The sequence below is a fragment of the Corynebacterium sp. HMSC063A05 genome (assembly GCF_001809695.1).
GTDB lineage: Bacteria > Actinomycetota > Actinomycetes > Mycobacteriales > Mycobacteriaceae > Corynebacterium > Corynebacterium amycolatum.
This window is the reverse complement of sequence record NZ_KV798493.1, coordinates 125,969-150,446: the sequence shown is the minus strand read 5'-3', so window position 1 is coordinate 150,446 and position 24,478 is coordinate 125,969. Positions and strand designations below refer to the sequence as shown.

The 24,478-nt window shown below is 57.9% G+C and carries 24 protein-coding genes and 1 tRNA gene; 14 read left to right on the top strand and 11 right to left on the bottom strand.

Translation table 11 applies throughout. The annotated features are described in order from the left end of the window. Positions 1 to 3 precede the first annotated feature (3 nt). Complete coding sequence (locus HMPREF2651_RS01640; protein WP_038626400.1) at positions 4 to 990, top strand: ribokinase; 987 nt, start codon at positions 4 to 6, stop codon at positions 988 to 990. Between the two features lie 92 nt (positions 991 to 1,082). Here the strand turns inward: HMPREF2651_RS01640 and HMPREF2651_RS01635 are convergent, their stop codons facing one another. The 4 genes from HMPREF2651_RS01635 to HMPREF2651_RS01620 form a co-directional block, all read right to left on the bottom strand. Continuing rightward, positions 1,083 to 2,348 carry an ABC transporter permease gene (locus HMPREF2651_RS01635; protein WP_038626399.1) on the bottom strand — a complete coding sequence of 422 codons (1,266 nt, stop codon included), beginning with the start codon at positions 2,346 to 2,348 and terminating at the stop codon, positions 1,083 to 1,085. Further along, positions 2,345 to 3,250 (bottom strand): ABC transporter ATP-binding protein, encoded by a 906-nt coding sequence (locus tag HMPREF2651_RS01630; protein ID WP_038626397.1) that lies wholly within the window; start codon positions 3,248 to 3,250, stop codon positions 2,345 to 2,347. The genes HMPREF2651_RS01635 and HMPREF2651_RS01630 overlap by 4 nt, the downstream gene beginning before the upstream one ends. A 64-nt stretch (positions 3,251 to 3,314) precedes the next feature. Then, the gene (locus tag HMPREF2651_RS01625; RefSeq protein WP_038626395.1) at positions 3,315 to 3,884 is read right to left on the bottom strand and encodes a hypothetical protein; all 570 of its coding nucleotides are present in this window, start codon (positions 3,882 to 3,884) and stop codon (positions 3,315 to 3,317) included. A 2-nt stretch (positions 3,885 to 3,886) separates the two neighbouring features. Continuing rightward, complete coding sequence (locus tag HMPREF2651_RS01620; RefSeq protein WP_038626393.1) at positions 3,887 to 4,150, bottom strand: helix-turn-helix transcriptional regulator; 264 nt, start codon at positions 4,148 to 4,150, stop codon at positions 3,887 to 3,889. A 143-nt stretch (positions 4,151 to 4,293) separates the two neighbouring features. Here HMPREF2651_RS01620 and HMPREF2651_RS01615 point away from each other — a divergent pair, with 143 nt between their 5' ends. The 6 genes from HMPREF2651_RS01615 to gcvT all read left to right on the top strand — a co-directional run bounded on the left by HMPREF2651_RS01615 (position 4,294) and on the right by gcvT (position 12,183). Next, positions 4,294 to 5,160, top strand: coding sequence for an aldo/keto reductase (locus HMPREF2651_RS01615; protein WP_049180909.1), 867 nt, complete (start codon positions 4,294 to 4,296; stop codon positions 5,158 to 5,160). A 61-nt stretch (positions 5,161 to 5,221) separates the two neighbouring features. Next, positions 5,222 to 5,974 carry an enoyl-CoA hydratase gene (locus HMPREF2651_RS01610; RefSeq protein ID WP_070585951.1) on the top strand — a complete coding sequence of 251 codons (753 nt, stop codon included), beginning with the start codon at positions 5,222 to 5,224 and terminating at the stop codon, positions 5,972 to 5,974. A gap of 41 nt (positions 5,975 to 6,015) precedes the next feature. Continuing rightward, positions 6,016 to 8,469 carry an HAD-IC family P-type ATPase gene (locus HMPREF2651_RS01605; RefSeq protein ID WP_038626388.1) on the top strand — a complete coding sequence of 818 codons (2,454 nt, stop codon included), beginning with the start codon at positions 6,016 to 6,018 and terminating at the stop codon, positions 8,467 to 8,469. A 229-nt stretch (positions 8,470 to 8,698) separates the two neighbouring features. Beyond that, entirely contained in the window at positions 8,699 to 9,076 is a 378-nt protein-coding gene (locus HMPREF2651_RS01600) for a DUF485 domain-containing protein (RefSeq protein WP_038626386.1), read from the top strand. Positions 9,077 to 9,078: 2 nt separating this feature from the next. Beyond that, complete coding sequence (locus tag HMPREF2651_RS01595) at positions 9,079 to 10,731, top strand: solute symporter family protein (RefSeq protein ID WP_038626384.1); 1,653 nt, start codon at positions 9,079 to 9,081, stop codon at positions 10,729 to 10,731. 279 nt (positions 10,732 to 11,010) lie between these two features. After that, complete coding sequence (gene gcvT, locus HMPREF2651_RS01590; RefSeq protein ID WP_049180911.1) at positions 11,011 to 12,183, top strand: glycine cleavage system aminomethyltransferase GcvT; 1,173 nt, start codon at positions 11,011 to 11,013, stop codon at positions 12,181 to 12,183. Between the two features lie 188 nt (positions 12,184 to 12,371). Here gcvT and HMPREF2651_RS01585 read toward each other — a convergent pair whose 3' ends face one another. Beyond that, on the bottom strand, positions 12,372 to 13,001 hold the full coding sequence (locus HMPREF2651_RS01585) for a hypothetical protein (protein ID WP_235191267.1): 630 nt from the start codon (positions 12,999 to 13,001) through the stop codon (positions 12,372 to 12,374). 287 nt (positions 13,002 to 13,288) lie between these two features. On the opposite strand from HMPREF2651_RS01585, the gene HMPREF2651_RS01580 reads away from it, so the two are divergent. Then, positions 13,289 to 13,867 carry an RDD family protein gene (locus HMPREF2651_RS01580; protein ID WP_038626380.1) on the top strand — a complete coding sequence of 193 codons (579 nt, stop codon included), beginning with the start codon at positions 13,289 to 13,291 and terminating at the stop codon, positions 13,865 to 13,867. A gap of 14 nt (positions 13,868 to 13,881) precedes the next feature. On the opposite strand, the gene HMPREF2651_RS01575 is transcribed toward HMPREF2651_RS01580, so the two are convergent. Next, the gene (locus HMPREF2651_RS01575; RefSeq protein ID WP_038626378.1) at positions 13,882 to 14,739 is read right to left on the bottom strand and encodes a siderophore-interacting protein; all 858 of its coding nucleotides are present in this window, start codon (positions 14,737 to 14,739) and stop codon (positions 13,882 to 13,884) included. A 391-nt stretch (positions 14,740 to 15,130) separates the two neighbouring features. On the opposite strand from HMPREF2651_RS01575, the gene HMPREF2651_RS01570 reads away from it, so the two are divergent. Further along, entirely contained in the window at positions 15,131 to 16,348 is a 1,218-nt protein-coding gene (locus HMPREF2651_RS01570; protein WP_049180912.1) for an IS481 family transposase, read from the top strand. 29 nt (positions 16,349 to 16,377) lie between these two features. Here HMPREF2651_RS01570 and HMPREF2651_RS01565 read toward each other — a convergent pair. After that, positions 16,378 to 16,450 (bottom strand) — tRNA-Arg (locus HMPREF2651_RS01565). A gap of 275 nt (positions 16,451 to 16,725) precedes the next feature. Here HMPREF2651_RS01565 and HMPREF2651_RS01560 point away from each other — a divergent pair. Continuing rightward, the gene (locus HMPREF2651_RS01560; protein ID WP_016423292.1) at positions 16,726 to 17,007 is read left to right on the top strand and encodes a cg0963 family protein; all 282 of its coding nucleotides are present in this window, start codon (positions 16,726 to 16,728) and stop codon (positions 17,005 to 17,007) included. After that, positions 16,958 to 17,806 carry a precorrin-6A synthase (deacetylating) gene (cobF, locus tag HMPREF2651_RS01555; RefSeq protein ID WP_038626374.1) on the top strand — a complete coding sequence of 283 codons (849 nt, stop codon included), beginning with the start codon at positions 16,958 to 16,960 and terminating at the stop codon, positions 17,804 to 17,806. Before HMPREF2651_RS01560 ends, cobF begins: the two co-directional genes overlap by 50 nt. A 30-nt stretch (positions 17,807 to 17,836) precedes the next feature. Here cobF and HMPREF2651_RS01550 read toward each other — a convergent pair whose 3' ends face one another. The 3 genes from HMPREF2651_RS01550 to HMPREF2651_RS01540 all read right to left on the bottom strand — a co-directional run bounded on the left by HMPREF2651_RS01550 (position 17,837) and on the right by HMPREF2651_RS01540 (position 21,446). Continuing rightward, positions 17,837 to 18,238 carry a hypothetical protein gene (locus HMPREF2651_RS01550; protein WP_038626372.1) on the bottom strand — a complete coding sequence of 134 codons (402 nt, stop codon included), beginning with the start codon at positions 18,236 to 18,238 and terminating at the stop codon, positions 17,837 to 17,839. 115 nt (positions 18,239 to 18,353) lie between these two features. Then, entirely contained in the window at positions 18,354 to 20,141 is a 1,788-nt protein-coding gene (locus tag HMPREF2651_RS01545; protein ID WP_038626370.1) for an acetyl/propionyl/methylcrotonyl-CoA carboxylase subunit alpha, read from the bottom strand. Positions 20,142 to 20,561: 420 nt separating this feature from the next. Continuing rightward, entirely contained in the window at positions 20,562 to 21,446 is an 885-nt protein-coding gene (locus tag HMPREF2651_RS01540) for a sulfurtransferase (protein WP_049180913.1), read from the bottom strand. Between the two features lie 364 nt (positions 21,447 to 21,810). Here HMPREF2651_RS01540 and HMPREF2651_RS01535 point away from each other — a divergent pair, with 364 nt between their 5' ends. Continuing rightward, positions 21,811 to 22,869, top strand: a complete 1,059-nt coding sequence (locus tag HMPREF2651_RS01535) for a Cj0069 family protein (RefSeq protein WP_038626366.1) — start codon at positions 21,811 to 21,813, stop codon at positions 22,867 to 22,869. Between the two features lie 66 nt (positions 22,870 to 22,935). Here HMPREF2651_RS01535 and HMPREF2651_RS01530 read toward each other — a convergent pair whose 3' ends face one another. Further along, positions 22,936 to 23,538 (bottom strand): Maf family protein, encoded by a 603-nt coding sequence (locus HMPREF2651_RS01530; RefSeq protein WP_038626365.1) that lies wholly within the window; start codon positions 23,536 to 23,538, stop codon positions 22,936 to 22,938. A 157-nt stretch (positions 23,539 to 23,695) separates the two neighbouring features. On the opposite strand from HMPREF2651_RS01530, the gene HMPREF2651_RS01525 reads away from it, so the two are divergent. Both HMPREF2651_RS01525 and HMPREF2651_RS01520 read left to right on the top strand, forming a co-directional pair. Beyond that, on the top strand, positions 23,696 to 23,908 hold the full coding sequence (locus HMPREF2651_RS01525; RefSeq protein WP_038626363.1) for a helix-turn-helix transcriptional regulator: 213 nt from the start codon (positions 23,696 to 23,698) through the stop codon (positions 23,906 to 23,908). 2 nt (positions 23,909 to 23,910) lie between these two features. Continuing rightward, entirely contained in the window at positions 23,911 to 24,447 is a 537-nt protein-coding gene (locus HMPREF2651_RS01520; protein ID WP_038626361.1) for a hypothetical protein, read from the top strand. Positions 24,448 to 24,478: the final 31 nt, after the last annotated feature.

Sequence of the window (24,478 nt, the reverse complement as noted above, 5' to 3'; positions counted from 1 at the left end):
CCAATGCCGATTACTGAGCGCCTCACCGAGCTGGCTAATCAGCGGCCAAACGTATGTGTCGTCGGTTCCATCAACGCAGACCTGACTGTCACTGTGAAGCGCCTGCCGCATGGTGGTGAGACTATCGAGGGGAGTCCCTTGCGTATTCTGCCGGGCGGTAAGTCGGCGAATCAGGCGGCGACGGCTGGCAGGCTGGGCGCGGCCGTGGAACTGGTCGGCGCGGTCGGTTCGGATCCCAACGCACAGTTGCTGCGCGACGCGCTTACCGACGCTCACGTGGACATCTCCGCAGTTGAGACCGTCGACTCTGCCACTGGCACAGCCATGATTGTTGTTGATGATGCGGCGGAGAATTTCATTGTCATCTCCGCTGGCGCCAATGGTGAAGTCGATGCTGAGACGGTTCGCAGTCATGCGGACAAGATTCAGCGGGCGGGGTGCCTCGGTCTGTGTCTGGAGATTTGTGATGAGGCGGTCCTGGCCGCCGCGCAGATTGCCCACGATGCGGGCGTGCCGGTGGTGTTCAACCTGTCGCCGATTCGGGCGGTCAGTGAGGATCTGCTCGCGCTGGTCGATGTCCTCATTGTCAATGAGCACGAACTCGCAGCCATAATCGGCTGCGAGCGCGCGGTCGCCGGTTGCGAGCACGGTCAGTGGGACGCGGTTGGTCGCGCGCTTGCCGACGAACACGGGATTTCCACGGCCATTGTCACACTTGGTGGGGAGGGGTCTGCGGTCCTGAGGACGTCGGAAAGCGAGGTGTCAGTCACACGCATTCCGGCGCTGCCCATCGAGGTCGTGGATACCACGGGCTGCGGTGATGCGTACATGGGCACGGTCCTCACCGCGTTGGCCGCGGGCGATGATGTGGTGACGGCAGCTCGTCTTGCGGCGGTGGTCTCGGCTCATGCGGCGACAGGCGTGGGGGCGCAGACCTCTTATGGCGAGACAGGAAAAATCGCGCAGTTTGCGGCGGACCACGGTCTATAAGGTGCGCTGAGCAAACTACGCGATTGACGAGTATTCGGTTTTAGGTGACTGTGGCCGAAGGGGGCCACGCTCCTTTTTTGGCAGGGCTGGGACTAGCTCTTGGCCGTTAGGGCCTTCTTCCAGCTGACCGCGGCACCGGTGCGCAGGACATTGCGCGGGTAGATCCAGGCTGCGAGTGCGATGACTGCGGCTACTCCCACAACCATGATTAGCAGTGAGGCAACCAACTGGAGTGCGGAGAAGTTGCCAACGGCATACTGCAACGGAGCGGTGGTGATGGAAACCGGCGGAATCCACGAGGCAATCTGCATGACGGTAGAGTCCAGCTTGCTCCAGCCAAACAGCGGAACATACATCGTAATCAGCGAGAACACCAGTACCGGCATCTGTGCGCCCTGGAAATCTTCCATGCGGCTGACCAGTGATGCGGAGGCTGCATACAGCGCTGCGAAGAAGAAGTAACCGAGGATGAAGCACGGGACCAGCAGCCAGACTGCGGACCACGGGACGTCGAAGCTCTCCGCCAATCCGGTAATCATGAGGGCAATTGCGGCGCTGGCGGTCAGCACACTCATCATGATGATGCCGGCCAGACCGGCGCCGAGGATCTTGCCGGCCAACAGGTGCGCCGGGCGGACTGTCGAGAGAATGATCTCGATGACGCGGGAGGACTTCTCCTCGATGACGCTGGTGGCAACTGCGCCACCGAAGACGAGGATGGCGGTCATCATGACCATCACACCGATTAGCGTGATGAGCATCGCAGGCATCTTCTCGTCTTTTGCTTCATCCAGGGATTCCACCGACACGACTGCGCTTTGAGTCTTGGAGAAAAACTCGCCGGGGTTGATTCCGTTTTCGCTGAGCAGCATGGCTTCGTTCTGTTTCTGCAGCGACTCCTGCAGCATTGGGGCTAGCCAGGATGGGGCGTCGTCGGCAAGCAGTTTCCACGACCCTTCCCTGCCTTCTGCCGTGTCGGGGACGAGAGCGGCGTCGGCATCGCCGTCGGTGACGGCAGCGCGAGCGGCCTTGTCGTCTGCAGCGGACGTAGTCTCCAACGGTGACAGTGATGCCGTGGAAAATGCGCCGGCTGCGGCGTCCGCGTCTTCAGCGTCCTTCATTTCGGCGGTGGCGTCGGCGAGAGAGTCCGCGAACGGCGCTTCTCCGACAACCGCGATCTTGACAGCGTCATTATCGGACTTGGAAGTCATGTAGTCGGCAACGAAGATACCGCCGACGACCGCCACTGCCATGATGATGAGCGTGATCAGCGAGCTCTTCTTCAGTAGATGCTCGCGGAGTTCGCGGACGAAAACGGTCTTGACGGCCGTTGAGGCGTTGTAAGTGTTGGTGCTCATTGCTGTACGGCCTCCTGGTAGAGCTCGGTAAGTGGAATTTGCAGAGGTCCGAACGAACGGACCGTTCCCGCTGCCATTGCGCTGTGCAGCAGCTTCTGGTCGGTGTCGGCTGGGGCGTCGGAATCGAGGTGAACGACGGTGGAGCCGTGGGCCTCGCGCTCCACGCTTGTTACGCCTTCGACAGAGGCCGCCCAATCCTGGGACGCACCATCGAGCTTGACGACGAAAGCCCGTGGGCCACGTGCGCGCAGCTCATCAACGGTGCCTTCCACGAGCATGCGGCCGTCGCGGATGATGCCGACGCGGTCACACATGCGCTCGACGAGGTCGAGCTGGTGAGAGGAAAACACGATTGGGGTGCCGCGGTCGGCGTACTCTTTGAGGACCGAGCTCATCACCTTGACCGCAACTGGGTCGAGGCCAGAGAAAGGCTCGTCGAGGACGAGTACCTCCGGGTCGTGGACGAGGGAGGCTGCCAGCTGCACGCGCTGCTGATTGCCGAGCGAGAGCGTGTCGACCTTGTCGTTGGCGCGCTCGGTGAGACCGAGGCGTGCCAACAAGTTATCGGCGTTGGACTCCGCGCGCTTGGTGGGCACACCGTGCAAGCGAGCAAAGTAGATCAGCTGCTTGCGGACTTCAGCCTTCGGGTAGAGACCGCGTTCTTCTGGCATGTAGCCAATCGTGCGGCGTAGCGAGTCATTCATCGGGGTATTGCCGATGCGCACTTCGCCTTTATCGGTGGCCAGCACGCCGAGGGCAATGCGCATGGTGGTGGTCTTGCCGGCACCGTTGGAGCCGACGAAACCGTAGATTTCTCCAGGGTTGACTTGGAAGCTCATGCCACGGAGAACCTGCAGGTCTCCGTAGGACTTCTCAAGCCCGTCAACAATGAGGCTGTTCATGGTGATCCTTAGATTGAGGAGTGAAGGGCAGAGGGGAGGGGGGAGCGTGAGATTTGGGCCCGGGCTAGTCGTCCCGCAGATTCCAGGCGTAGACGACGGTGGGCAGTGTGGAAATGAAAAGAAAGATGACGATGCCGAAGATTCCGAAGCTGTACGGAATGTAGTGTCCCCAGTCAGGCTGTGCGTTCAGAACATAGGTGCCCACCAGAACTAGAGCGAGGAAGGACACTAGGCCGAAGTAGAGGAAGCAGCGGTAAGTGAGTCCGCGCAGGTTCAAAATTTGTTCTTGCTGGTACTCGTCCAGTAGTGAGATGGGTGCGCTGTCAACCATGTCGACTGTGATGTTGAGGCTGGTCCAGACAAAGATCATTATGAGGGAAGTCGCGGGCCAGAACATAGAAAGCCAGTCCGGGAAAATGTTGGTCAGAGTGCCGAGAAGTGCGATGCCGCTCAGCAGCATCAGCACAAGGCACACCTCGAATGCGATGACCAGCTTCCGCCGCGCCGCCTGGTTGCGCCAATTAGTCAGCCAGCCTGACATCTGCTCGACGCGCTTTGTGTATTTTGCTTCTCGCCGGACTTCTAGCTTCTCAAAAAAGCTCGGTGTTGCGTTTTCAGTCCGAATAGTTGGCATCGTCAGCTTTCCTTTCGGTAGAGGGCAGAGGACATGGGCTTGAATTCCTCGCGAGAAAACACTGCTTCCACGGGGAGATCGAACACTGCGCAAATGCGGAATGCCAGATCCAAGCTGGGGTAGTGGTCACCTCGCTCCAACGCGCCAATCGTTTGAGGATTGACCTCTACTTGTTTGGCTAGTTCGGCTCGGCTGAGTCCGTGTTCTGCCCGCAGCACTGAGATTCTGTTGAATATCGGTTCTTTGGGTCTAATCTTTGGGGACACATTCCAAAGTATTGTATAAACACAACGCTCCGTCAACTGTTTGCAACAAAATGAATGGCAATCACTTTTTTAAATCGCAGGTCAGCGGGGCAGAAAAAATCTAAAAAATTTTCAGCCCGTACACTTCCGTACACTCGGTTGGCATGACCGCACCCAATCTGAAGTACGATGCAGCGACAACCGGAATTGTCAACGTGGAAATGGTTGATGGTAACGCCATCCCGATTCTGGGGTTTGGTACCTACAAGCTCGACGATGCGCAAGCGCGTGAATCCGTGCGCTATGCTCTGGAGCTCGGATACCGTCACATCGACACCGCATCGCTCTATGGCAATGAGCGTGGAGTTGGGCAGGGAATTGCTGATGCGGTCGCTGCGAACGTCGTAAAGCGTGAAGATATCTTCGTGACCACGAAGGTCTGGAACGATGCGCAGGAGACGGCGGCGACGCGCGAATCCGTGCAGGCATCTTTGGAGCGGCTCGGCCTTGACTATGTTGACCTGGTGCTTGTGCACTGGCCGGTGGCGAAGCAGGGGACGTTTGGGCAGTGCTTCGACACGCTGCTAGAGCTCAAGCGAGAGGGGCTGATTCGCTCGGTTGGTGTGGCGAACTTCTACCCAGAGGTCCTCGACCAGCTCTCCGAGGTTCCGGTGGTCAACCAAATTGAGCTGCATCCGCAGTTCCCGCAGGATGAGCAGATCGCAGACGATCGCCGTCGTGGCATCGTTACGCAGGCGTGGTCGCCACTGGGGCGCGCGAAGTACTTTGAAGGTTCGCCGATTGCTGAAATCGCAGACCGCCTGGGTAAAACTCCCGCCCAAGTTGCTATCCGCTGGCACCTCCAGCGTGGCATCGTGGCCATCCCGAAGTCGGGTACGCCGTCGCGCATCAAGGAGAACTTTCAGGTCTCCGACTTTGAGCTGACCGACGAGGACATGGAGACGATTGCGTCGATGGCGCGTGCCGACGGGCGCCTGAGCGGCGACCCGCGGGTATTCGGCAATGAATAAGCGAATTTAGAGTTGCTTATAGCCCCATCACTATTGGTGTTTCGCGGGTAGCCTAAATGCTATGACGAACCCAGCATCTGAAATCCGCGTCGAAGCCGACGGCGCGATTGTCACTATCACCATTGATCGAGATCATAAGCGCAACTCCCTGACTGCCGACGTGTGTCGTGAGATTGCCGACGCGGTGGAAGCTGCCGCTGAGGTTCCCGAGCAGCGCGTTATCCTGCTGCGCGGCGAAGGTCGTGCGTTCTGTGCGGGTGCTGACCTGAGCGGCCAGCATCACGACGATTCCTTCCATGAGCAGCTGCGTCGAATGCTGCGCACAATCGAGGCCAGCCGTCTGGTGGTTATTGCGGATGTGCAGGGACCGGCCGTCGGCGCTGGCATGCAGCTGGCGATGGCAGCTGATTTACGCGTCGTTGGCGATCGCGGTTGGTTTATGATTCCGCCGGTCAAGCTCGGTATCGCTGTCGATGCCTGGACTATTCGCCGCGTACGTGTACTCGTCGGCGGTGCCCGTGCCCGCACTATTTTGTTGGCGGCCGAGCGCATGGATCAGGAAGCCGCCCGCGGTTGTGGTCTGGCTTCCTACCTCGGTGGTCCGGACAAGGCTGAGGAGGTAGCGCTCCGTATCGCCACCTATGCGCCACTGTCGCTGGCCTACCACAAGGCGGTGCTCAACGACGATGAGACGCACAGCCCGTTGAAGGACTACCAGCAGGAACTCTACGACACAGTCTGGGCTTCCGAGGATGCTGCGGAGGCATCGAAGGCGCGAGCTGAAAAGCGCGAACCAAATTTCATTGGCAAATAGTTCGAATAGGTTCAGCAATTAGGCGAATAGGGTAGGCAGTCATGGGCTCGTGGAAAACTCCCGACAGCGGTCTTACTCAACAGCAGGTCCAGCAACGCATCGAGTTGGGGCACGTCAACGAGCTGCCGCCAACATCCGGGCGCAGTGTGTGGGACATCATCCGTGCCAATGTGTTTACCCGGATTAACGGTATTCTCGCTGTGTTATTCGCAGTCGTGCTCTATACCGGCTCAATCGTCAACGGTGCCTTTGGTCTGCTGATTATCGCCAACTCTATCGTCGGCATCATCCAAGAACTGCGTGCCAAGCGCACACTGGACAAGCTCTCCATTGTCGGCCGCGCAAAGCCCATGGTCATTCGCGACGGAGAGCCGGCTCGCGAGATCGACCGCGAGTCCGTCGTTCTCGACGATCTCATCGAGGTCGGTCCCGGCGACCAAATCGTCGTTGACGGTATTCTCCGCTACGCCTCTGACGTGGCCGTCGATGAATCCTCTCTCACCGGTGAATCCGATGCCGTCGATAAGAGCGTTGGGGACATGGTCTACTCGGGTTCCTCGGTCGTGGTGGGGTCGGCGCGATATCAGGCCACCAAAGTGGGCAAGGAGGCTTACGCCGCCAAGCTCGCAGCTGAGGCCAACAAGTTCACGCTGACTGATTCCCAGCTCTTCCGCGGCATCAACAAGATCCTGACCTACATTTCTTGGATTCTCATTCCCGTCGGCGCTCTGGCAATCTATACGCAGCTCTTTGTTGCCGGCGATGATCTCAATGATGCGCTACTGGGGATGGTCGCCACGCTGGTGCCCATGGTTCCTGAGGGGCTTGTTCTCATGACCACCATCGCATTTGCCCTCGGCGTGGTGCGCTTGGGGCGGCATCGAGTGCTGGTCAATGAGTTGCCCGCCATCGAAGGTCTCGCGCGCGTTGACACCGTGTGCGTCGACAAAACTGGCACACTCACCGAAAACGCGATGCAGCTGGTAGAAGTCGATATCGTATCGGGTGACGGTACTTCCCGCGATGAGCTCGACGCTGTGCTCATCAATCTTTGCAAGCTCGACGATCGCCCCAACGCAACGGCTCGCGCACTACTCGATGGGCTTGCGGACGCAGGGGACGTCGTAAAGCATGAGCAGACCGAAACCCGCCCCTTCACTTCAGCGAATAAGTGGTCGGCGCTGACGTATCACGGCGGTGCGACGTGGGTTTTCGGCGCGCCCGATGTGCTTGTCGACGACTCCGCGGTCGGCATGCAGAAAGCTCGGCAGCTTATGGAGGAAGGACTTCGTGTGCTCCTGCTTGCGCGGACCTCAGTTGGGGCAGATGGCCTGCCCGGCGGTGCGCTGCGGAAGAGTGGCGAGGTGGAGTTGGAGCCGGTCGCACTTGTCGTGCTAGGGCAGAAGGTGCGTTCAGATGCGGCGGACACGGTGGCCTACTTCTATGAAGAAGGTGTCGAGGTCAAGGTCATTTCTGGTGACAATGACCGCTCCGTGGGGGCTGTTGCACGTGAGCTGGAAATGCAGGGGGCTAACAACCCTGTCGATGCTTCTGAGCTTCCGGCGAGCCGCGATGATGGTAGCGAAGCTAAGAGCGCCGAGATTCGCGATGAATTTGCAGACATTGTGGAGTCGCGGCAGATCTTTGGCCGTGTCACGGCGGAGAATAAGCGCGATATGGTCCATGCGCTGCAGTCGCGCGGACATCATGTGGCGATGACCGGTGACGGTGTCAATGATGTGCTGGCGCTGAAAGCGGCGAATCTGGGCGTGGCTATGGGCGATGGGGCGCCGGCGACACGTTCGGTTGCGCAGTTGGTGCTGTTGGATAATCGCTTCGCCGTGATGCCGATGATTGTGGCGGAGGGGCGTCGCGTCATTGGCAATATCGAGCGTGTGGCCAACCTCTTTTTGACGAAGACCATCTACTCGGTGGTATTGGCGCTGGCTGTGGGGCTGTGGGGGATGGATTATCCATTCGAGCCGATTCATGTGACCATTACGGGCTGGTTCACGATTGGAATCCCGGCCTTCGTGCTGTCGTTGGCTCCTAACTTGGAGCGTGCGCGCGATGGTTTCGTGCGGCGCGTGTTGCGCTTAGCGATACCGGCGGGCATCACGGTGGGGTTGTTGACCTTCATATTTTGGTTGTGGGCAAACCCGGGAGTCGACGCCGGCGATGCGGCACGAGGGGAGGCGTCCACCGCGACCCTCATTGTGCTGATTGTTTCGGCATTTTGGGTCTTGGTGGTCGTGGCTAGGCCATACACCTGGTGGAAGGTTCTGTTGCTGGCGGTGTCGGCAGGAGCGTACCTGTTTATTTTCTCGGTTCGATCAGTGGCTTCAGTGCTTAATCTGTACTGGGTGGGGCGGGAGCTGTTGATTCCTGCGCTGATTGTGGGCGCCATCGGTGCGGTCATTATCGAGGCGCTGTGGTGGTGGCGTCAGAGTAAGCCATTGCCGGAAGAAGTGGAGAATACGAGCATAACAGCGTAAATGGGGGGGGTAGTAAAAGGTCTCCTCAAGTATGCAGGTAATGGCGTTTTTGGGGGTGCCTTAAGGCTCGCTGAGAAGTGGTTAGTCGCATTTAACTTCTTTGCTAACTGTGTTCCAGGTAACTTTGTTTCAACACCTAATGAAAAGTGTGGTGCATGGCACACCAGTAGGGTGGCTGTGCTGAACCCCATTACGAACACCTGCATAACTTCCTGGAAAGGATTAGCCCGTGTCCGCAACTCCTATGCCGACAGGCCGGCATAAGCCACAGGCGGCTGAGTACCGCTACGTGCAAGACTCAGCGCAGTTCCAAGAGCTCCGCTCTACATTCCGTTCATTCGCTATCCCGATGACCGTTGCAGGTCTGGTGTGGTACATCGCATTCGTTCTGTTTGCGACGTTTGCGCCGGACCTCATGGCAACTCCCGTACTGGGCAACATCAACCTGGGCATTGTCCTTGGTCTGCTCCAGTTCGTGACCACCTTCGCCATCACTTGGGTGTACATCAACTTCGCCAACAAGAAGCTTGAGCCGATGCAGGCAGAGCTGCGCGAGGCACTGGAAAGCGGAGAAATCGCTGAAATCGTCGCAAAGAAGGAGGCATAGACATGCTGACCAGTTTCTTTGCTGCAGATGACACTGCAGCAGCAGGTAACCCGATTCTCAACATCGCGGTCTTCGTCGCCTTCATTGTTGCGACCATGTTCATCGTTACTCGCGTGGGCAAGGGCGGAAACAAGGGAGCATCGGACTTCTACACCGGTGGTGCACAGTTCTCCGGTACCCAAAACGGTCTCGCCATTGCAGGTGACTACCTCTCGGCGGCTTCCTTCCTCGGTATCGTCGGCGCCATTGCGCTGACTGGTTACGATGGATTCCTGTACTCCATCGGCTTCTTCGTCGCTTGGCTCGTCGCGCTGCTGCTGGTTGCAGAGCCGCTGCGAAACGTCGGTAAGTTCACCATGGCCGACGTGCTGTCATTCCGTCTTAAGCAGCGTCCGGTCCGTACCGCAGCTGCTATCTCCACTCTCGCAGTGACCCTGTTCTACCTCATCGCGCAGATGGCCGGTGCAGGTTCCCTGGTCGCCGTGCTGCTCAACATTCATGACTCCACTCAGCAGTCCATCGTTGTCGCAGTCGTTGGCATCATCATGGTTGCCTACGTTCTCATCGGTGGCATGAAGGGCACCACTTACGTGCAGATGATTAAGGCCGTCCTGCTGGTCGGTGCTGTCATCATCATGACCCTGATCATTCTGGTGGGTGTTAAGGGCAACTTCTCTCAGCTACTGCAGGACGCAGTGGACATGCACGCGAGCTCGGACTACATCGCCGAGAAGGGCTACGAAGCCTCCGCCATTCTTGAGCCGGGTCTGAAGTACGGCGGCTCCTTCGTCCAGCAGCTGGACTTCATCTCGCTAGGCCTGGCACTGGTTCTCGGTGTTGCTGGTCTGCCTCACGTGCTCATGCGCTTCTACACGGTGCCGACCGCAAAGGAAGCTCGTAAGTCCGTGACTTGGGCAATCATCCTCATCGGTGGCTTCTACCTGTTGACCCTGGTGCTCGGCTACGGTGCTGCTGCGCTCGTCGGCCCGGACCGCATCACGGCCGCGCCGGGCGGAGCCAACGCTGCCGCTCCGCTGCTGGCCTTCGAAATCGGTGGCTCCATCTTCATGGCAGTGGTCTCCGCAGTGGCGTTCGCTACCGTGCTGGCAGTGGTCGCTGGTCTGGCAATTACCGCTTCCGCTTCTGTCGGCCAGGACCTCTACCAGGCCGTGATCCGCAAGGGACAGGCAACGGAAGCCGAGCAGGTTCGCGTCTCCCGCATCACCGTTATCGTGCTGGGTGTTGTCTCCATTATCCTCGGCATCCTGGCCATGGGGCAGAACGTCGCCTTCCTGGTGTCACTGGCCTTCGCAGTGGCCGCATCCGCAAACGTTCCAACCATCCTGATGTCCCTGTTCTGGAAGCGCTTCAACACCGCAGGCGCAGTTGCCTCCATGTACACCGGTGTCATCGCCTCGCTGGTTCTGATTATCTTCTCCCCGGCAGTTTCTGGCAGCGAGTCCTCGATGATTCCGTCCGTTGACTTCTCCTGGTTCCCGCTGACCTCGCCGGGTCTGCTCGCAATCCCGCTGGCGTTCTTGGCTGGCATCATCGCCACCTACATGGGCAAGCCGGATAACTTCGATGACCTGGCAGCTGAGATGGAAGTTCGCTCCCTGACCGGTGTCGGTACCGAGGCTGCGGTTGATCACTAATAACCACTGAGTCCTTGGCTGGCAGCGCTGCCCGAACAGCTCAGCCAATCTCAATTAACTGAATAGACAAATGCAAAGGCCCCGTTATCGTCACTGGTAGCGGGGCCTTTGTGGTGGGCGCGGGGTCGTCGTCAAGCATGTGCGAATCAGTGCATGATAGTTAATGGACGGGGCTGTTGCCCTAGCTCTGCAGGGGCTCGCGGAAGCGAGCTCGGAGTCTTAGATATAAGGTGGGAAGGTAACAATCTGGTTTGCCCCACCGCAATAATTGGAGTGTGTATGACTGACAATTCTGGCGCTTCTGAGAACAACAATTCTTTCCGTAGCGCCCTGCATGATGAGCACGTAAGCCTTGGCGCAGAAATGCGCAATGTTGGTGGCTACGAAGTGCCGTTCCGCTACTCTTCGGAAATTGCAGAGCACAACGCAGTGCGTGAGGCCGTTGGTGTTTTCGACCTGTCGCTGATGGGTATCATCCGCGTCACTGGTGAGGATGCGGCGGCGTTCCTTGCACACTCCCTGATTTCGGCAATCAAGCCGCTGGCGTTGGGTCGTGCCAAGTACACCATGATTGTGCAGGAAGACGGCGGCATTATTGATGACCTCATCATTTACCGTCTCGGTAGTCACGAATTCATGCTGGTGCAGAATGCCGCAGCCGCTGAAGATGTGTACTCGACGCTGTGCGAGCGCGTTGGTGGCTACAACGTCGAGGTTGAGCGCATGAATGATAAGAATGTGCTCCTGGCCATTCAGGGGCCGAAGGCTGCGAAGCTTCTGCGCCGTCTGCTGCCGCAGGATCTGCACGCGACTCTCGATGGCATGAACTACTACTCTTGCACCCTGCTCGAGGTCGCAGGTGTGGAAATGATTGTTGCCCGAACCGGCTACACCGGTGAGGACGGCTTCGAGATCTTCCCGCCGGCTGACCGCGCCGTCGAGGTCTGGCGTGCAATCATCGCAGCAGGTGGCAAGGTGGAAAATCCAGAGGATCCGGCTGACAACGGCGCTGACCTCGGCCTGCTGCCGTGTGGTCTGGCCTGCCGCGACACCCTGCGTCTTGAGGCCGGTATGCCGCTCTATGGCTACGAGCTGACTCGAGACCGCACTCCGCTGGAGGCCGGCCTGAAGTCCATCATGGGGCCGACCAAGGGGCAGTTTATTGGGCGAAATGCCCTGATTAACCGTCCGCAGTCGAAGGAGCTGCTGGTTGGTCTGCGTTTCTCCGGCGATGAAGCTCCGAAGCGTGGCACCAAGCTCATTGATGCGGAAGGTAACGAGGTTGGTGTGCTGACTTCCGCCAAGGTGTCGCCGACTTTGGGCCACCCCATCGGTTTTGCATACGTTCAGCGTTGGCAGTCCTCCACTGGCACTGAGCTAACCGTCGAAGGCGCCGACATTACCGCTACCGTCGTGCCGACGCCGTTCTACAACCGTCGTCACCGCAAGTAGGGGAGCCCGCTTGTTCGGCCGCGTTGTGGCGAGCCGAAGTTTCGTTCAGGCTTGCCACAGCCTGAGCGATTCTGCAATCACAAGAATCCGCTGCAGTATTGTTGCAGCGGATTTTGGTGTTTTAGGGCGAGCTAGCGCACCTTACCTAATGGGTACCAAGCCGACGAACCTCGCCGCCCGAGACGAACCTAGCGGAACAGACCGGTGAGCCCTTGATTATCTTCGCTTGGCTGCTCTTCTTGCTCTGATTCCGATTCCGTCGGCTCGCCGGAGGTTGTCGGAGTCGTTGAAGTAGTGGGCGGCGTGGATGCATCAGAGGTCGTCGAGCTCTCCGTCTCACTCGTCTCCGTTGTGCTCTCGCTCGGAGCCGTCGGCTCAGGTTCCTGAGGCTGTGGCTCAGAGGTCGTCGGAGTAGTGGAGATCCACATTTGCTGCGATGTCGGGTCCGCGGAGGTCTGCTGCAGCACCGTCCACACTTCCTGCCCGCCGACCTGTGCGCATTCAAGATCCTGGCCGTTGGCGCTCATTCGTATCTCGCCAATCTGGTTCGGGCACAGCTGCCCAATGCGCGGCGTGCCGCCTTCTCGAACCTTTGGCCCGGTCGTCGTCGGCGAGCTTGTTGTCGACACCGTAGTAAGCAAGCTTGACGACGAGGTTTGTGTCGCCGCAACCTCCTCGCTTTCGCCGTTGGCGCAGCTGGTGGCAGTGGCTGCGAAAGTGAGGAAGCTGCAGGCCAGCGCCAGGTGCCGGCGGTTCTTGCACCGGCGGACAGTGAGTTGAGGGTGTTGTACGGTTGACAGCTGAGTTCGCGTATTCACATCCAGCTCACTTTCTGGGCTTCTCGGGCCTGTTTCGCGTGGTTTATTCTCGGCTTTCTGGGTCGGCGTCTCCTGAAAAACCACTGGGGGAGCCAGCTGTAGGTTTACTTGCCGAGTTACTGGCATGGAAGGAGCTAGCATCCAATAGATAGGTTGATTCAACCGGCAACTATACAGTCGACTTTTCGATTTGCATACTAGATGCTTCTAACCGTGGCAGAGCGGGTGCGGCCAGAATCGAGAATTCGTCTGCGAAGCTATAAGTGATTTTTGATAGCATGTGCCCGATGAAACAGCGCATCTCGAATCGATTCTCCGTAAAGAGTAATGCGGATCTGTTCGCTCGACGCAGTGGTGCGTGGATGCTGGATTCGTTCCTTGTAGGAATCTTTGTTGCCATCATTGTGGCACTTGGCAAACTTGCGTGGGAAGCAGCCACGGCGAGCTGGGCGCTGCCGAGCCCGCCAGAGTTCAGAATTTTGTATGGTGCCATTTTCCCAGTTGTCTTTTTCATTGTGCGCGTGGTTGCAGAGGCACGCGGTGAACAGACGTTTGGGAAAAGCTCATTTTTGCTACACGTTGAGCCAGCGTGGAAAGTAGACTCTGGGGCGACTCCGTTCGAAGCCGCTCAGCCAGAGGGGACATCGGAGCTCGAGTCAGGAGACGATTCTTGGCGCGGAGGTTGGCAGGCGGCGGTACGTAATTGCTACCTATTGTTGATGATTTTCTTGCTTACGGATTTGGAGCCAATCGTTAGACTGTTTTTTGGTGTCCTGATGATTTGGGTTGCTGTTTGCCGCTGGCACCCATTCGACTGGTTGGCAGGAAAACGCGTCGTTGTTGAAAAAGGGCGTAGCGAGCGCTAGCGTTCGAGCAAGCGTCAGGCCCTGGCCTTTTCCTCCTCGGCCTCAACCTCAGCGTTGAATTCTCGTTTAGAGGACTGCCACTGGTCTTCAGTCATGCCGATACGCCAATAGCCAGAGATTGAAACGTCCTTCTTCGGGACCTCAGATTCAACGAAGAGGAAGCGACGCAGTTCCTTAATCATCTCGGCGACACCGTGGATGAACCAGCTAGTTTCCTTATCCTCTGGAATACCCGCCTCGCGCACCGTGCGGGATAGCTCTGTGCCGTGGGTTGCGCCGTTGCGGAGAACCCAATGGATTTCCACGCCCTCTCGGGTTGGGAGCTCAAACTTGCGATCTTCGGCTTCGACTTCGATGTATGCGGTTGCAGTCGTGCCTTCTGGGAGGTGCTTCAGTCCGGCGCTGATCGCTGGTGCTGCGGACTCATCGCCGGCGAGTACAAAGTGTTCATATTCTGCCGCAGGCCCCCACGCGCCACCTGGCCCTAAGAAGCCAAGCTTGTCTCCGACTTCAGCTACCCGTGCCCAAGGCCCAGCCAGGCCGGAATCGCCGTGGGTGACGAAGTCGACATCGAAGTCGCCCGTTTCGGAGTCCAGATTAATCAGAGTGTAGGTGCGGGTGATTGGCAGTTTATCTCTCGGCTGTTCGGCGCGAATTTGCGCAATATCGAACGGCCAGGAGTAATCAGCTTCCTCTGGCACAAACAGTAACTTGATGTAATGGTCGGTAAATTCCAGCTCCTTGCCCACAAATGCAGGCGAGTTCATGCTCAAACGAACAAGGTCTGGAGAGATCTGGCGACGTCCAATAACTGTTGCCTCATGTGCCTTACGGGGCTTACGCTTCGGTGCTGCTTTAGCTAGGTCAGCCATAGTTGTCACTGTCCTTCAACAAGTTTTTGGGCTGTTATGTACTGCCGGAAGTCTACACGCCATACGATTAGGTAAGCCTAACACAAGTGTTGCTGGAAATTGTTGGGTGATGCGTTCTCAGGAGAGGGGGGCGGGCGTAGTGGCCGGGCGTCAGAAAGACAAAGAACCCTCGCGTCCTATATGTAAAAGGTCACGAGGGGTATTTGTGCCCCAGAGAGCGTCTGGTTCGGTGACATCGTTCCGCATGTCTCATGAGATCGTTCCGGTGCCGAGAACCATCATGTCTCGTCACATCGTTCCGGCGAGAAACGATGTGCCCGGCAACACGCCACAGTTGCCCCAAACACGCCGAAACTGATGTCTCGCGACATCGTTCCTCCATGCTGAAACCATGGAGAAACCAGCTCCGAAAATCATCATCGAAACCATGCTCGCCACCGGCATGACCCAAACCGAAGCAGCCCAACACTTCGGCGTGACAACGCGTTGGATCCGCACATTACAAAAGCGCTACACCGAAGGCGGCATCAAGGCACTGACCCCTAAATCAAAACGCCCTCATACAAATCCACGCGCTACCGCCCCTGACGTAGTCGACCGCATCCTCCAATTACGCTACGAACTAACCAACCGCGGCACCGACGCGGGAGCCCACACCATCCGCTGGCACCTCGAGCAAGAAGACACAACCCCACTGCCAGCAACAGCAACGATCCATTGCATCCTCAAAAACAACGGACACATCACACCCCAACCACAAAAACGTCCCCGCAGCTCATGGATACGATTCCAAGCAGACCAACCCAACGAAACATGGCAAATGGACTACAGCGACTGGACCATCGCCGGCCACCAACGCGTCGTCATCCTTACAATCCTCGACGACCACTCACGCTATGTACTTCACTGCCAAGCCTTTAACAGCGCAACCGTCACCCACGTCATCGAAGCCTTCACCTACACAGCCACCATCCACGGTTACTCACAATCAACCCTGACCGACAATGGACGAGCATTCACAACCAGCAACGACCGCACCAACCCAGCACGCAATGGCTTCGAACAACTCCTCCTAGACCTAGGAATTGAACAGAAAAACGGCAAACCCTACCACCCGCAAACCCAAGGGAAAGTTGAACGATTCCACTACACACTCAAACTGGCACTACGTAACAGACCCCAAGCTAGAGACATCGACAACCTCAACGAACAACTCGATGGCATCATCGACTACTACAACAACAAACGCCCCCACCGAGCACTCAACCGATGTACCCCTGCGGAGGCCTACAACGCTTTACCCAAAGCGCATCCCCGCCCAGGAAACAAGACTTATGACTACCGCCTGCGCACCGACAAAGTCGCCAAAAACGGCAAAACGACACTGCGGTGGGGCGGACAACTCAGACGCCTCTATATCGGACGCCGATGGGCCGGAGAACCCATCACCATCATGTGCGTAGACAACACAGCAGACATCAAAATCACCGCCACGGGGCAACACATAGCCCACTACACACTGACCTCAGACAAGATCTACTACAACCAAAAAGACAACGAACTAAACCCCACCCCGGGCAACAAAAATAAAGGAAGCCTCGAGACATAACCGGAACGATGTCTCGAGACTTCACAATGTGCCCCAGAGAGGAATCGAACCTCCGACACCGGCTTTAGGAGAGCCGTGCTCTATCCACTGAGCTACTAGGGCAGTCATCTTCCGGGCAAAGCAGCCGCAAAACCTATCTACCAATCCCGGAAAAATTACCTCATAACCTTAACGCATCTGCGAGCTCTAGTGGCAATTGGGTCCTCGGCCTGACATGCAAACATGCAGGAAGCCCGCTATTACCCCCAAGTGTTTTTGCGCCCGGCGGTGTCGTTGAAAATCCGGCTAACATGGTTTATAACGAGCGACTTTCTTGCGCTTGCGGTCGCAACAGCGCTACTTATTTTCCGGTCGCTGTTTTGGAGGAGGATGACAAGATGATTAAGCCAACTTTCACGGATGTCAACGGTGTCAAGATTAAGTGCTCCATGACCACGGACTCAGACAAGCCGCACCTTCTGGTTTCGCGCATGGAAGATGATGGCTCTTTGACTCCGATTCTGGAGATGAACGTGTACGACTCCAAGTACATGGCCAACGCTTGCGAGATCTACCTGAAGCAGGCCGCTTCGGCTAACCTCCAGGGTTCGATGGCTGGCCTGTCTCCGGATGAGATGGCTGAACAGTTCGGTTACGAGGGAGATCCGACCAATCACTAGTCGAAACGACGCCGCCCGCACTCAGGCTGAGAGCCCTGTATACAGCGGGTATGTCGATGTAGACGTCATCGGAATCGGCGCCGGTAGTCCGAGCCACATTACGCTCGAGGCTATCGGCGCTCTTGCTGATGTCGACGTAGTTTTTGCTCTCGACAAGGGCGATGCCAAAGCGGACTTGTTGGCTGCGCGACAGGCGATCGTCGATAAGCATGCGCCGCATGTCGAACTCGTTGCCGTTCCCGACCCGCCACGTGACCGCACGCCCGATAACTACGGCGCAGTCGTCCGTGACTGGCATCAGCGCCGTGCAGAGCTGCTTGCCGACGCCTTCGTCGCTCACCTCGGACGAGAGGGCAAGCGCCGCGGTGCGTTCTTGGTCTGGGGGGACCCCGCCTTGTACGACTCAACGTTGCGGATTTTGCAGCGCGTCCGCGACCTTGGAGTGGACGTGCGCTCGCGAGTTATCCCCAGTGTGACAGCGATTTCCGCGCTGACCGCAGCGCATGGAGAGTGCCTGAACCAGATTGGTAAGCCGGTGTTGATTACCACTGGTCGGCGCCTGGGGGAGCGCGCGCCTGGTACGGATGCGGTGGTAATGCTCGATGGTGGGGCAGCCTGGCTCGAGCACGCGGACCCGGAGGAAGAGATTCTCTGGGGTGCATTCCTGGGAACGGAGCTGGAGACGCTCCGCCGTGGTCGTGTTGGCGATGTCGGCGAAGAGATTGCGGAGCTGAAAAAGGAGCTACGTGCGGAGCACGGTTGGATTATGGATATCTACCTGCTGCGCTCCGGCGCCTAGGACTGAGCAGTCGCAGCCGCGCTAGTTCGGCTAGCTGACTTTCTTACCCAAGAAGCCCTCTGCCCATCGGTGGAGGGCTTTTTCGGCGGCTTCGACGCCGTCGGCGACGGTTACCTTGGTGAGGACCTGATCGTCGTTAGGTAACACGCGTGTGGGGTCGCCTGCGGGGCGGACGGTGATGCTGACATGGTCGGCATCGATGACCTCGACCGTCGCTAATGCGAGCATCTCGACGTTCGTCTGCTCGGCAACTGCAAAGCGGTAGGCGGTGTCGTTTTCCCACTCGGTGGTGGAGTTGCGAAGGAACTCGGCGACGGAGTCAGGGGCCAATTCTGTGAGTAATTGGGTTGCGACCGGGGCATCATCGACGCGGGAATCGTGGCGCAGGGGGCGGCAGTAGAAGCGGCCGGCATTTACTTCCATGGGTTCCATACCGTCCACTCTAGACGTCCTGAACAGTGTTTGAGGGGTCGGGGAGGGGACGAAAAGAATCGAGCGGGGCTGGCTGCGAATCCCATCGCAACCAGCCCCGCTTAGAGCTTTAGAACTACTTCAGTTCCATCAGGACATCGCCCTTGCCGACACCCGAGCCAGCCTCGGTAGCCAGACCAGTGACAACGCCGTCCTTGTGAGCCTTGACTGGGTTTTCCATCTTCATGGCCTCAAGGACAACCACGGTGTCACCCTCGGAGACTTCCTGGCCCTCTTCGACGTTGACCTTAATGACGGTGCCCTGCATCGGAGCAACCACAGCGTCACCGGAAGCAGCCTTCTTGGAACCGCCAGCGCGCTTCTTCTTGCTCTTCTTCTTGGCACCAGCGTTGCCGCCCCCCAGGGCCAGGTCGCCTGGCAGGGCTACCTCGACGCGGCGACCGTCAATCTCGACGACGACCTTCTGAGCCGGGACGGTGTCGGTGTCAGCGTCAGAGTCACCGTCGTACGGAGCGATTGGGTTGTCCCATTCCTCCTCAATCCACTTGGTGTAGACGTCAAACTTCTCGCCATCGCCGACAAACGCCGGGTTCTCCACAATGTGGCGGTGGAACGGAATGACCGTTGCCAGGCCCTCAACCTGGTACTCGGACAGGGCGCGAGCGGAGCGGCGCAGAGCCTCTTCGCGGGTCTCGCCCCAAACAATCAGTTTGGCCAGCATGGAGTCGAACTGGCCGCCGATGACATCGCCCTCCTTGATGCCGGTGTCCATGCGGACACCTGGGCCGGACGGTTCGACGTACTTGGTGATGGTGCCCGGAGCCGGCATGAAGTTGCTGCCGGCGTCCTCGCCATTGATGCGGAACTCGAAAGCGTGACCGTGCATCTCCGGGTCTTCCTTGATGGACAGTTCCTTGCCTTCGGCAATGCGGAACTGCTCACGGACCAGATCGAGGCCGGTAATTTCCTCGGTGACCGGGTGCTCCACCTGCAGGCGGGTGTTGACCTCGAGGAAGTTGATCAGGCCGTCAGCGCCGACCAGGTACTCAACGGTGCCAGCACCGTAGTAGCCAGCCTCGCGGCAGATGTCCTTAGCGGACTGGCGCAGGCGCTCATCCTGCTCCGGGGTCAGGAACGGAGCAGGTGCTTCCTCGACGAGCTTCTGGAAACGACGCTGTAGAGAGCAGTCACGGGTGGAGGCGACAACGACGTTGCCGTGCTTATCAGCGAGAACCTGGCACTCGACGTGGCGTGCCTTGTCCAGGTAGCGCTCTACGAAGCACTCACCGCGACCGAAGGCGGCAACGGCCTCGCGAGTAGCGGACTCGTAGAGGTCAGCGACCTCTTCCATCTCGTGTGCGACCTTCATGCCGCGACCGCCGCCACCGAAAGCAGCCTTAATGGCGATTGGCAGACCGTGCTCCTTAGCGAACGCGACGACCTCGTCTGCATCCTTAACCGGTTCCTTGGTGCCTGGAGCCATCGGAGCGTCAGCCTTCAGCGCGATGTGACGAGCGGTGACCTTGTCGCCCAGGGCGCGGATGGACTCCGGCGACGGGCCAATCCAAATCAGGCCAGCGTTCTCAACGGCCTCTGCGAAGTCGCCGTTCTCCGACAGGAAGCCGTAGCCCGGGTGGATGGCATTAGCGCCAGACTTCTTTGCAGCGTCCAGAATCTTGTCGAAGACCAGGTAGGACTCAGCGGAAGTGGTGCCACCGAGAGCAAAAGCCTCATCCGCCATGGTCACAAAAGGAGCGTCCGCATCCGGCTCAGCGTAAACGGCGACGGAAGGAATGCCTGCGTCCTTCGCAGCGCGAATAACGCGAACGGCAATCTCGCCACGGTTGGCGACGAGAACCTTCGTGATTTTTTCAGTGGTCTGCTCGGACACGAAATCCTCCATTTTTCGTGGGCACCCCGAGAATTGGCCCTCGGGGCAAGGTTGCGACAGTCATTTGTAGGAATCACAAGCAGCACTGCAGTTAACTGAGCGGTGAACCGCAATGCGGTTAACCACGCGGTAGCTAACAGCGTGTGACCCAATGCCTCCATTGTGTCACAGGTGCGGTAAGCAACCTCTTTTTGCTCGCTACATAAGGGGGTAGAGATTGTGGTCTTGAGCAGCGTTCAAGTGGGTGTGGGGGCAGCTGAAGTGGCTATTTTCCGCCCAAAAATCTAAGTTTGCGGCTAAAATTACCATCTAAGAGTGCAACTGCCGCCCCCTTGATTGGGGGCGGCAGGGGGAATTAATTCTCCGCTGTAGTGCCAGTCGCTGACGCCGGGAAAACGGTGGGGAGAAGTGCCCACCGGTTGCGTCAATCGTCTACAGGCTTCCCGGCTCCGAACCGTGGGCGATGGGCATGCCAATCATGTTGCCCCACTCAACCCACGAGCCGTCGTAATTGTGAACATTCTCGTGGCCGAGCAGGTGGTGCAGTACAAACCAGGTGTGCGCGGAGCGCTCGCCTATGCGGCAGTAGACAATCGCCTCATCTTCGAATTGGACGTGCGCGTAAATCTGCTCAAGCTCTTCGCGGTCGCGGAAACGCGAGTTCGGGTGAACGGACTGATTCCATGGAATGTTTACCGCGGTTGGAATGTGGCCACCTCGCAGGACGCCTTCCTGTGGGTAATCGACCATATGGGTTCGCGCACCGGCATATTCCTCCGGAGTGCGTACGTCGATAATCGGAGCCTTTTCAATGAGCTCACGCGTATCGCTGAAGTAGGCGCGCAATGTCCTGTCGTCGCGCTCGACGACAGGGTAGTCAGTGCGTGGGTAGTTAGGGACCTCGAAGCTGGTGTCTCGTTCTTCAGTCATCCAGGCGTCGCGGCCACCGTTGAGAAGGCGCACGTCGGGATGTCCAAAAAGCTCGAAGACCCAGAGTGTGTAGGCGGCCCACCAGTTGGACTTGTCGCCGTAGATTACGACGGTGTCGTCGCGCGAGATACCCTTCTCGCGCATGAGCTCGGCAAAGCCTTCGGCGTCGATATAGTCGCGGCGCACGGGGTCGTTGAGGTCGTGATGCCAGTCGATGCGAACCGCGCCCGGAATGTGTCCAATGTCGTAGAGCAGTGAGTCCTCGTCGGATTCAACAACGCGCAGACCGGGAGAGCCCAGTCGGGCAGCAAGCCAGGAGCTAGAGACGAGGCGCTCAGGGTGGGCGTACTGCTGGAACTGGGGGTGCGGGTCGTGCGGAACAGCCATCGGATACTCCCTTGGCGCAAGTTGGGTGGGTGGGACTTTCTGACGTTTATCGTCAATTGCATATCTAGTTTACGGGTCGCGTGGCGAACGGCGGAATAGTCCCCGGTGTGAGCGCTTTCCAACGGCAACAATTGCGTCCGCGGCCACCCCTGGGATACGCCTCACAGTTGGGGGTAAAAGGAGTGTTTTCAGCGCGCTTGGAGTCCAGGTAGTGCCCTAAAATTTAGCTGAGAGTTAGCGCAAAAACTGTGTTGATTCGTATCACTGGAAAATGGGCTGAAATGGGCTATCTGCCTGGGTATTCGCTGCGTTACGGAGACAATTGAGTGCCGGAAGTCCATGTATTTTCTTAAAAGGAGTGCCTGTGCATAAGAACATTGTTGTATTCGAAATCGAGGGCGGCTCGGACAAGTACTTCGACGGACACCGCAAGGACACCATGCCAATCGTCAACGCTATCCGCGAAGCCGGTTGGTCCGCTGAGGTCGTCTACTACCGACCAGAGTGGAAGGACGACCTGTACGACTATGTCTCTCAGAACTTCGACGGCTACATCTCCCGCGTTAACCCGGGCAACATCCCGGGTGGTGAGAGGGGCTACTTCGAGCTTCTGACTAGCCTCTCGGTCGCTGGTTTGGTCGGTATGTCCACCCCGGGTGAGATGATGGCCTACGGCGCAAAGGACGCACTGGTCAAGCTCAAGGATACTGACCTGGTTCCGTCTGACACCGCTGCTTACTACGACGTCGAGGCATTCCACAAGACTTTCCCGACTTCCCTGTCCTACGGCGAGCGCGTCCTCAAGCAGAACCGTGGCTCCACCGGGTCCGGCATCTGGCGTGTGCGCATCGCTGACGAAGAGGTTGCTAAGAACGTTGAGCCGGGCACCCCGCTGCCGCTGGACACCAAGCTGAAGTGCACCGAGGCCGTGGACAATCACACCGAGACTCGCGAGCTCGGAGAGTTCATGGATTTCTGTGACCAGTACATCATCGGCGATAACGGCATGCTCGTGGACATGCGCTTCATGCCGCGCATCACCGAAGGCGAAATTCGCATTCTGCTGGTCGGTCCGCACCCGGTCTTCGTGGTTCACAAGAAGCCGGCCGAGGGCGGCGATGCTTTCTCGGCAACCCTGTTCTCCGGTGCGAAGTACACCTACAACAAGCCGGAAGAATGGCAGGACCTCATCGACATGTTTGCTGAGGCTCGCCCGGTCATTGCCGAGAACCTCGGTGGCGACAATATCCCGCTGATCTGGACAGCTGATTTCATGCTGGCAGACGGCGAGGACGGCGAGGACACTTACGTTCTCGGCGAGATTAACTGCTCCTGTGTTGGCTTCACCTCCGAGCTGGATATGGGTATCCAGGAGCTCGTTGCTCAGGAAGCCATCAAGCGCGTTGAGGCTGCTAACAAGTAGTCCCGACAGCTAAGAAAACCGCACCAAATTGGTGCGGTTTTTGCTTTCCGACGGTCGTTGCGATGCCTACCTATTCCAGAACTGGGAGACCGAATAGCCGTAGCGATACAGAGCTCGGCGCACGACAGGTAGCGACAGTCCGATCACACTGGATGAGTCGCCATTGATGCCATCGACAAACCAGCCGCCTAGAGCCTCCAAGGTAAACGCGCCAGCGCACTTCAGTGGCTCGCCCGTCGCAGCATAGGCGCGGATGTCCTCTTCTGGGACTTCAGCGAAATCGAGGGAAGTAATGGCCACCTCAAGGTGCTCGCCCTTTGGTGTCACGACACAGTGACCGGTAATCAGCTCAGCCGTCCGGCCGCTCTGTTGGTGCCAGCGCTCAATGGTCTTTTCTTCCGTGTGAGGCTTGCCCTGCAACTTGCCGTCGAGAAGCAGCATTGAATCCCCGCCAATGACAATGTCATTGGGATAGGCCGGAGAGGCAGCGTGTGCCTTGGCCTGTGCGAGTTCCTCGACGATGCGTACCGGCGATGCGTCCGGAAGGGCAGCGACCACGGCATCCTCGTCGACGTTGGGCGCTACTGTGATGGGCTCGATGCCTGCAGAGCGCAGAATGTGCAGTCGCGAAGGGGAAGTGGAGGCCAAGACGATTCGGGGGCTGCTCATAATTAGTGATTTTAGTGAGGGTGGAATCGTAAAGCCTAATTTTTGTGGCAAACATGCGTGGGGTCGGCCCGATTGTAAAAATGCGCAGATTCTTAAATGGCAGCTCTCCTCTGATGGTGTAAAGTAAAGTTGACATTAAGGTAAAGAAAGTACGCAAATGAGTGGGGAAGAACGTTCGAACCAGGTCAGGAGATACCGACGCTGGTTGGAGCTAAGCCAAGCGGATTTAGCTGCGCAGGTGGAAGTCTCGCGGCAAACCATTGCAAATATCGAGCGGGGAAATTACTCGCCTTCGGTGTATTTGGCGTTGCGTATCTGCAAGGTCCTGGGAAAAACAGTCGAAGAAATTTTTGGTGAGGAAGGATGCTGACAATGTCCTATGCGGATGTCGTGATTGAACGCAACAGTGCCACGGTGGACGATGAATATCAGCAGATGTTGCTGCATAAGTCCTACACGTACGGGTTCACAATGATGATGTGGGCTAACTACGTGCTTGCAACGGTACTGATTTGGCTTATTCCAGAGCCGAAGATGGTGGGCGTGACAGTGGCAATCATCTTGATGCCACTGGTTGGACTCCTGTTCTCGCAGCGGTGGTTGCGACGTCAGGTGCCAATGCCGAAGATTAATGGTCTTACAAAAGGGGAGATTGCAGCAGTCGTGGTCGTCATTGGGCTGTGGCTGATTGGTTTTATCAGAGTGCAAATGCTCTCTGAGGCAAGCGCTGGTGGGGCGCTATCAGAATCGTGGGGATCCATTGCTGGAGCTGTGGTGGGGGCTGCCATCGGTCTGGCGTTTGTGTATTTCCTGTTCAAGGTGGTGTGGCCAGCAGCTCGTAACCGCGATCAGCGTCGTCTGGACCGGGAGCTCGATGATGAGTTTGATGGCGAGTCGCTGGGTGAGTAGCGCCAGTAACAGGCAGTAGCCAAGACCAAGG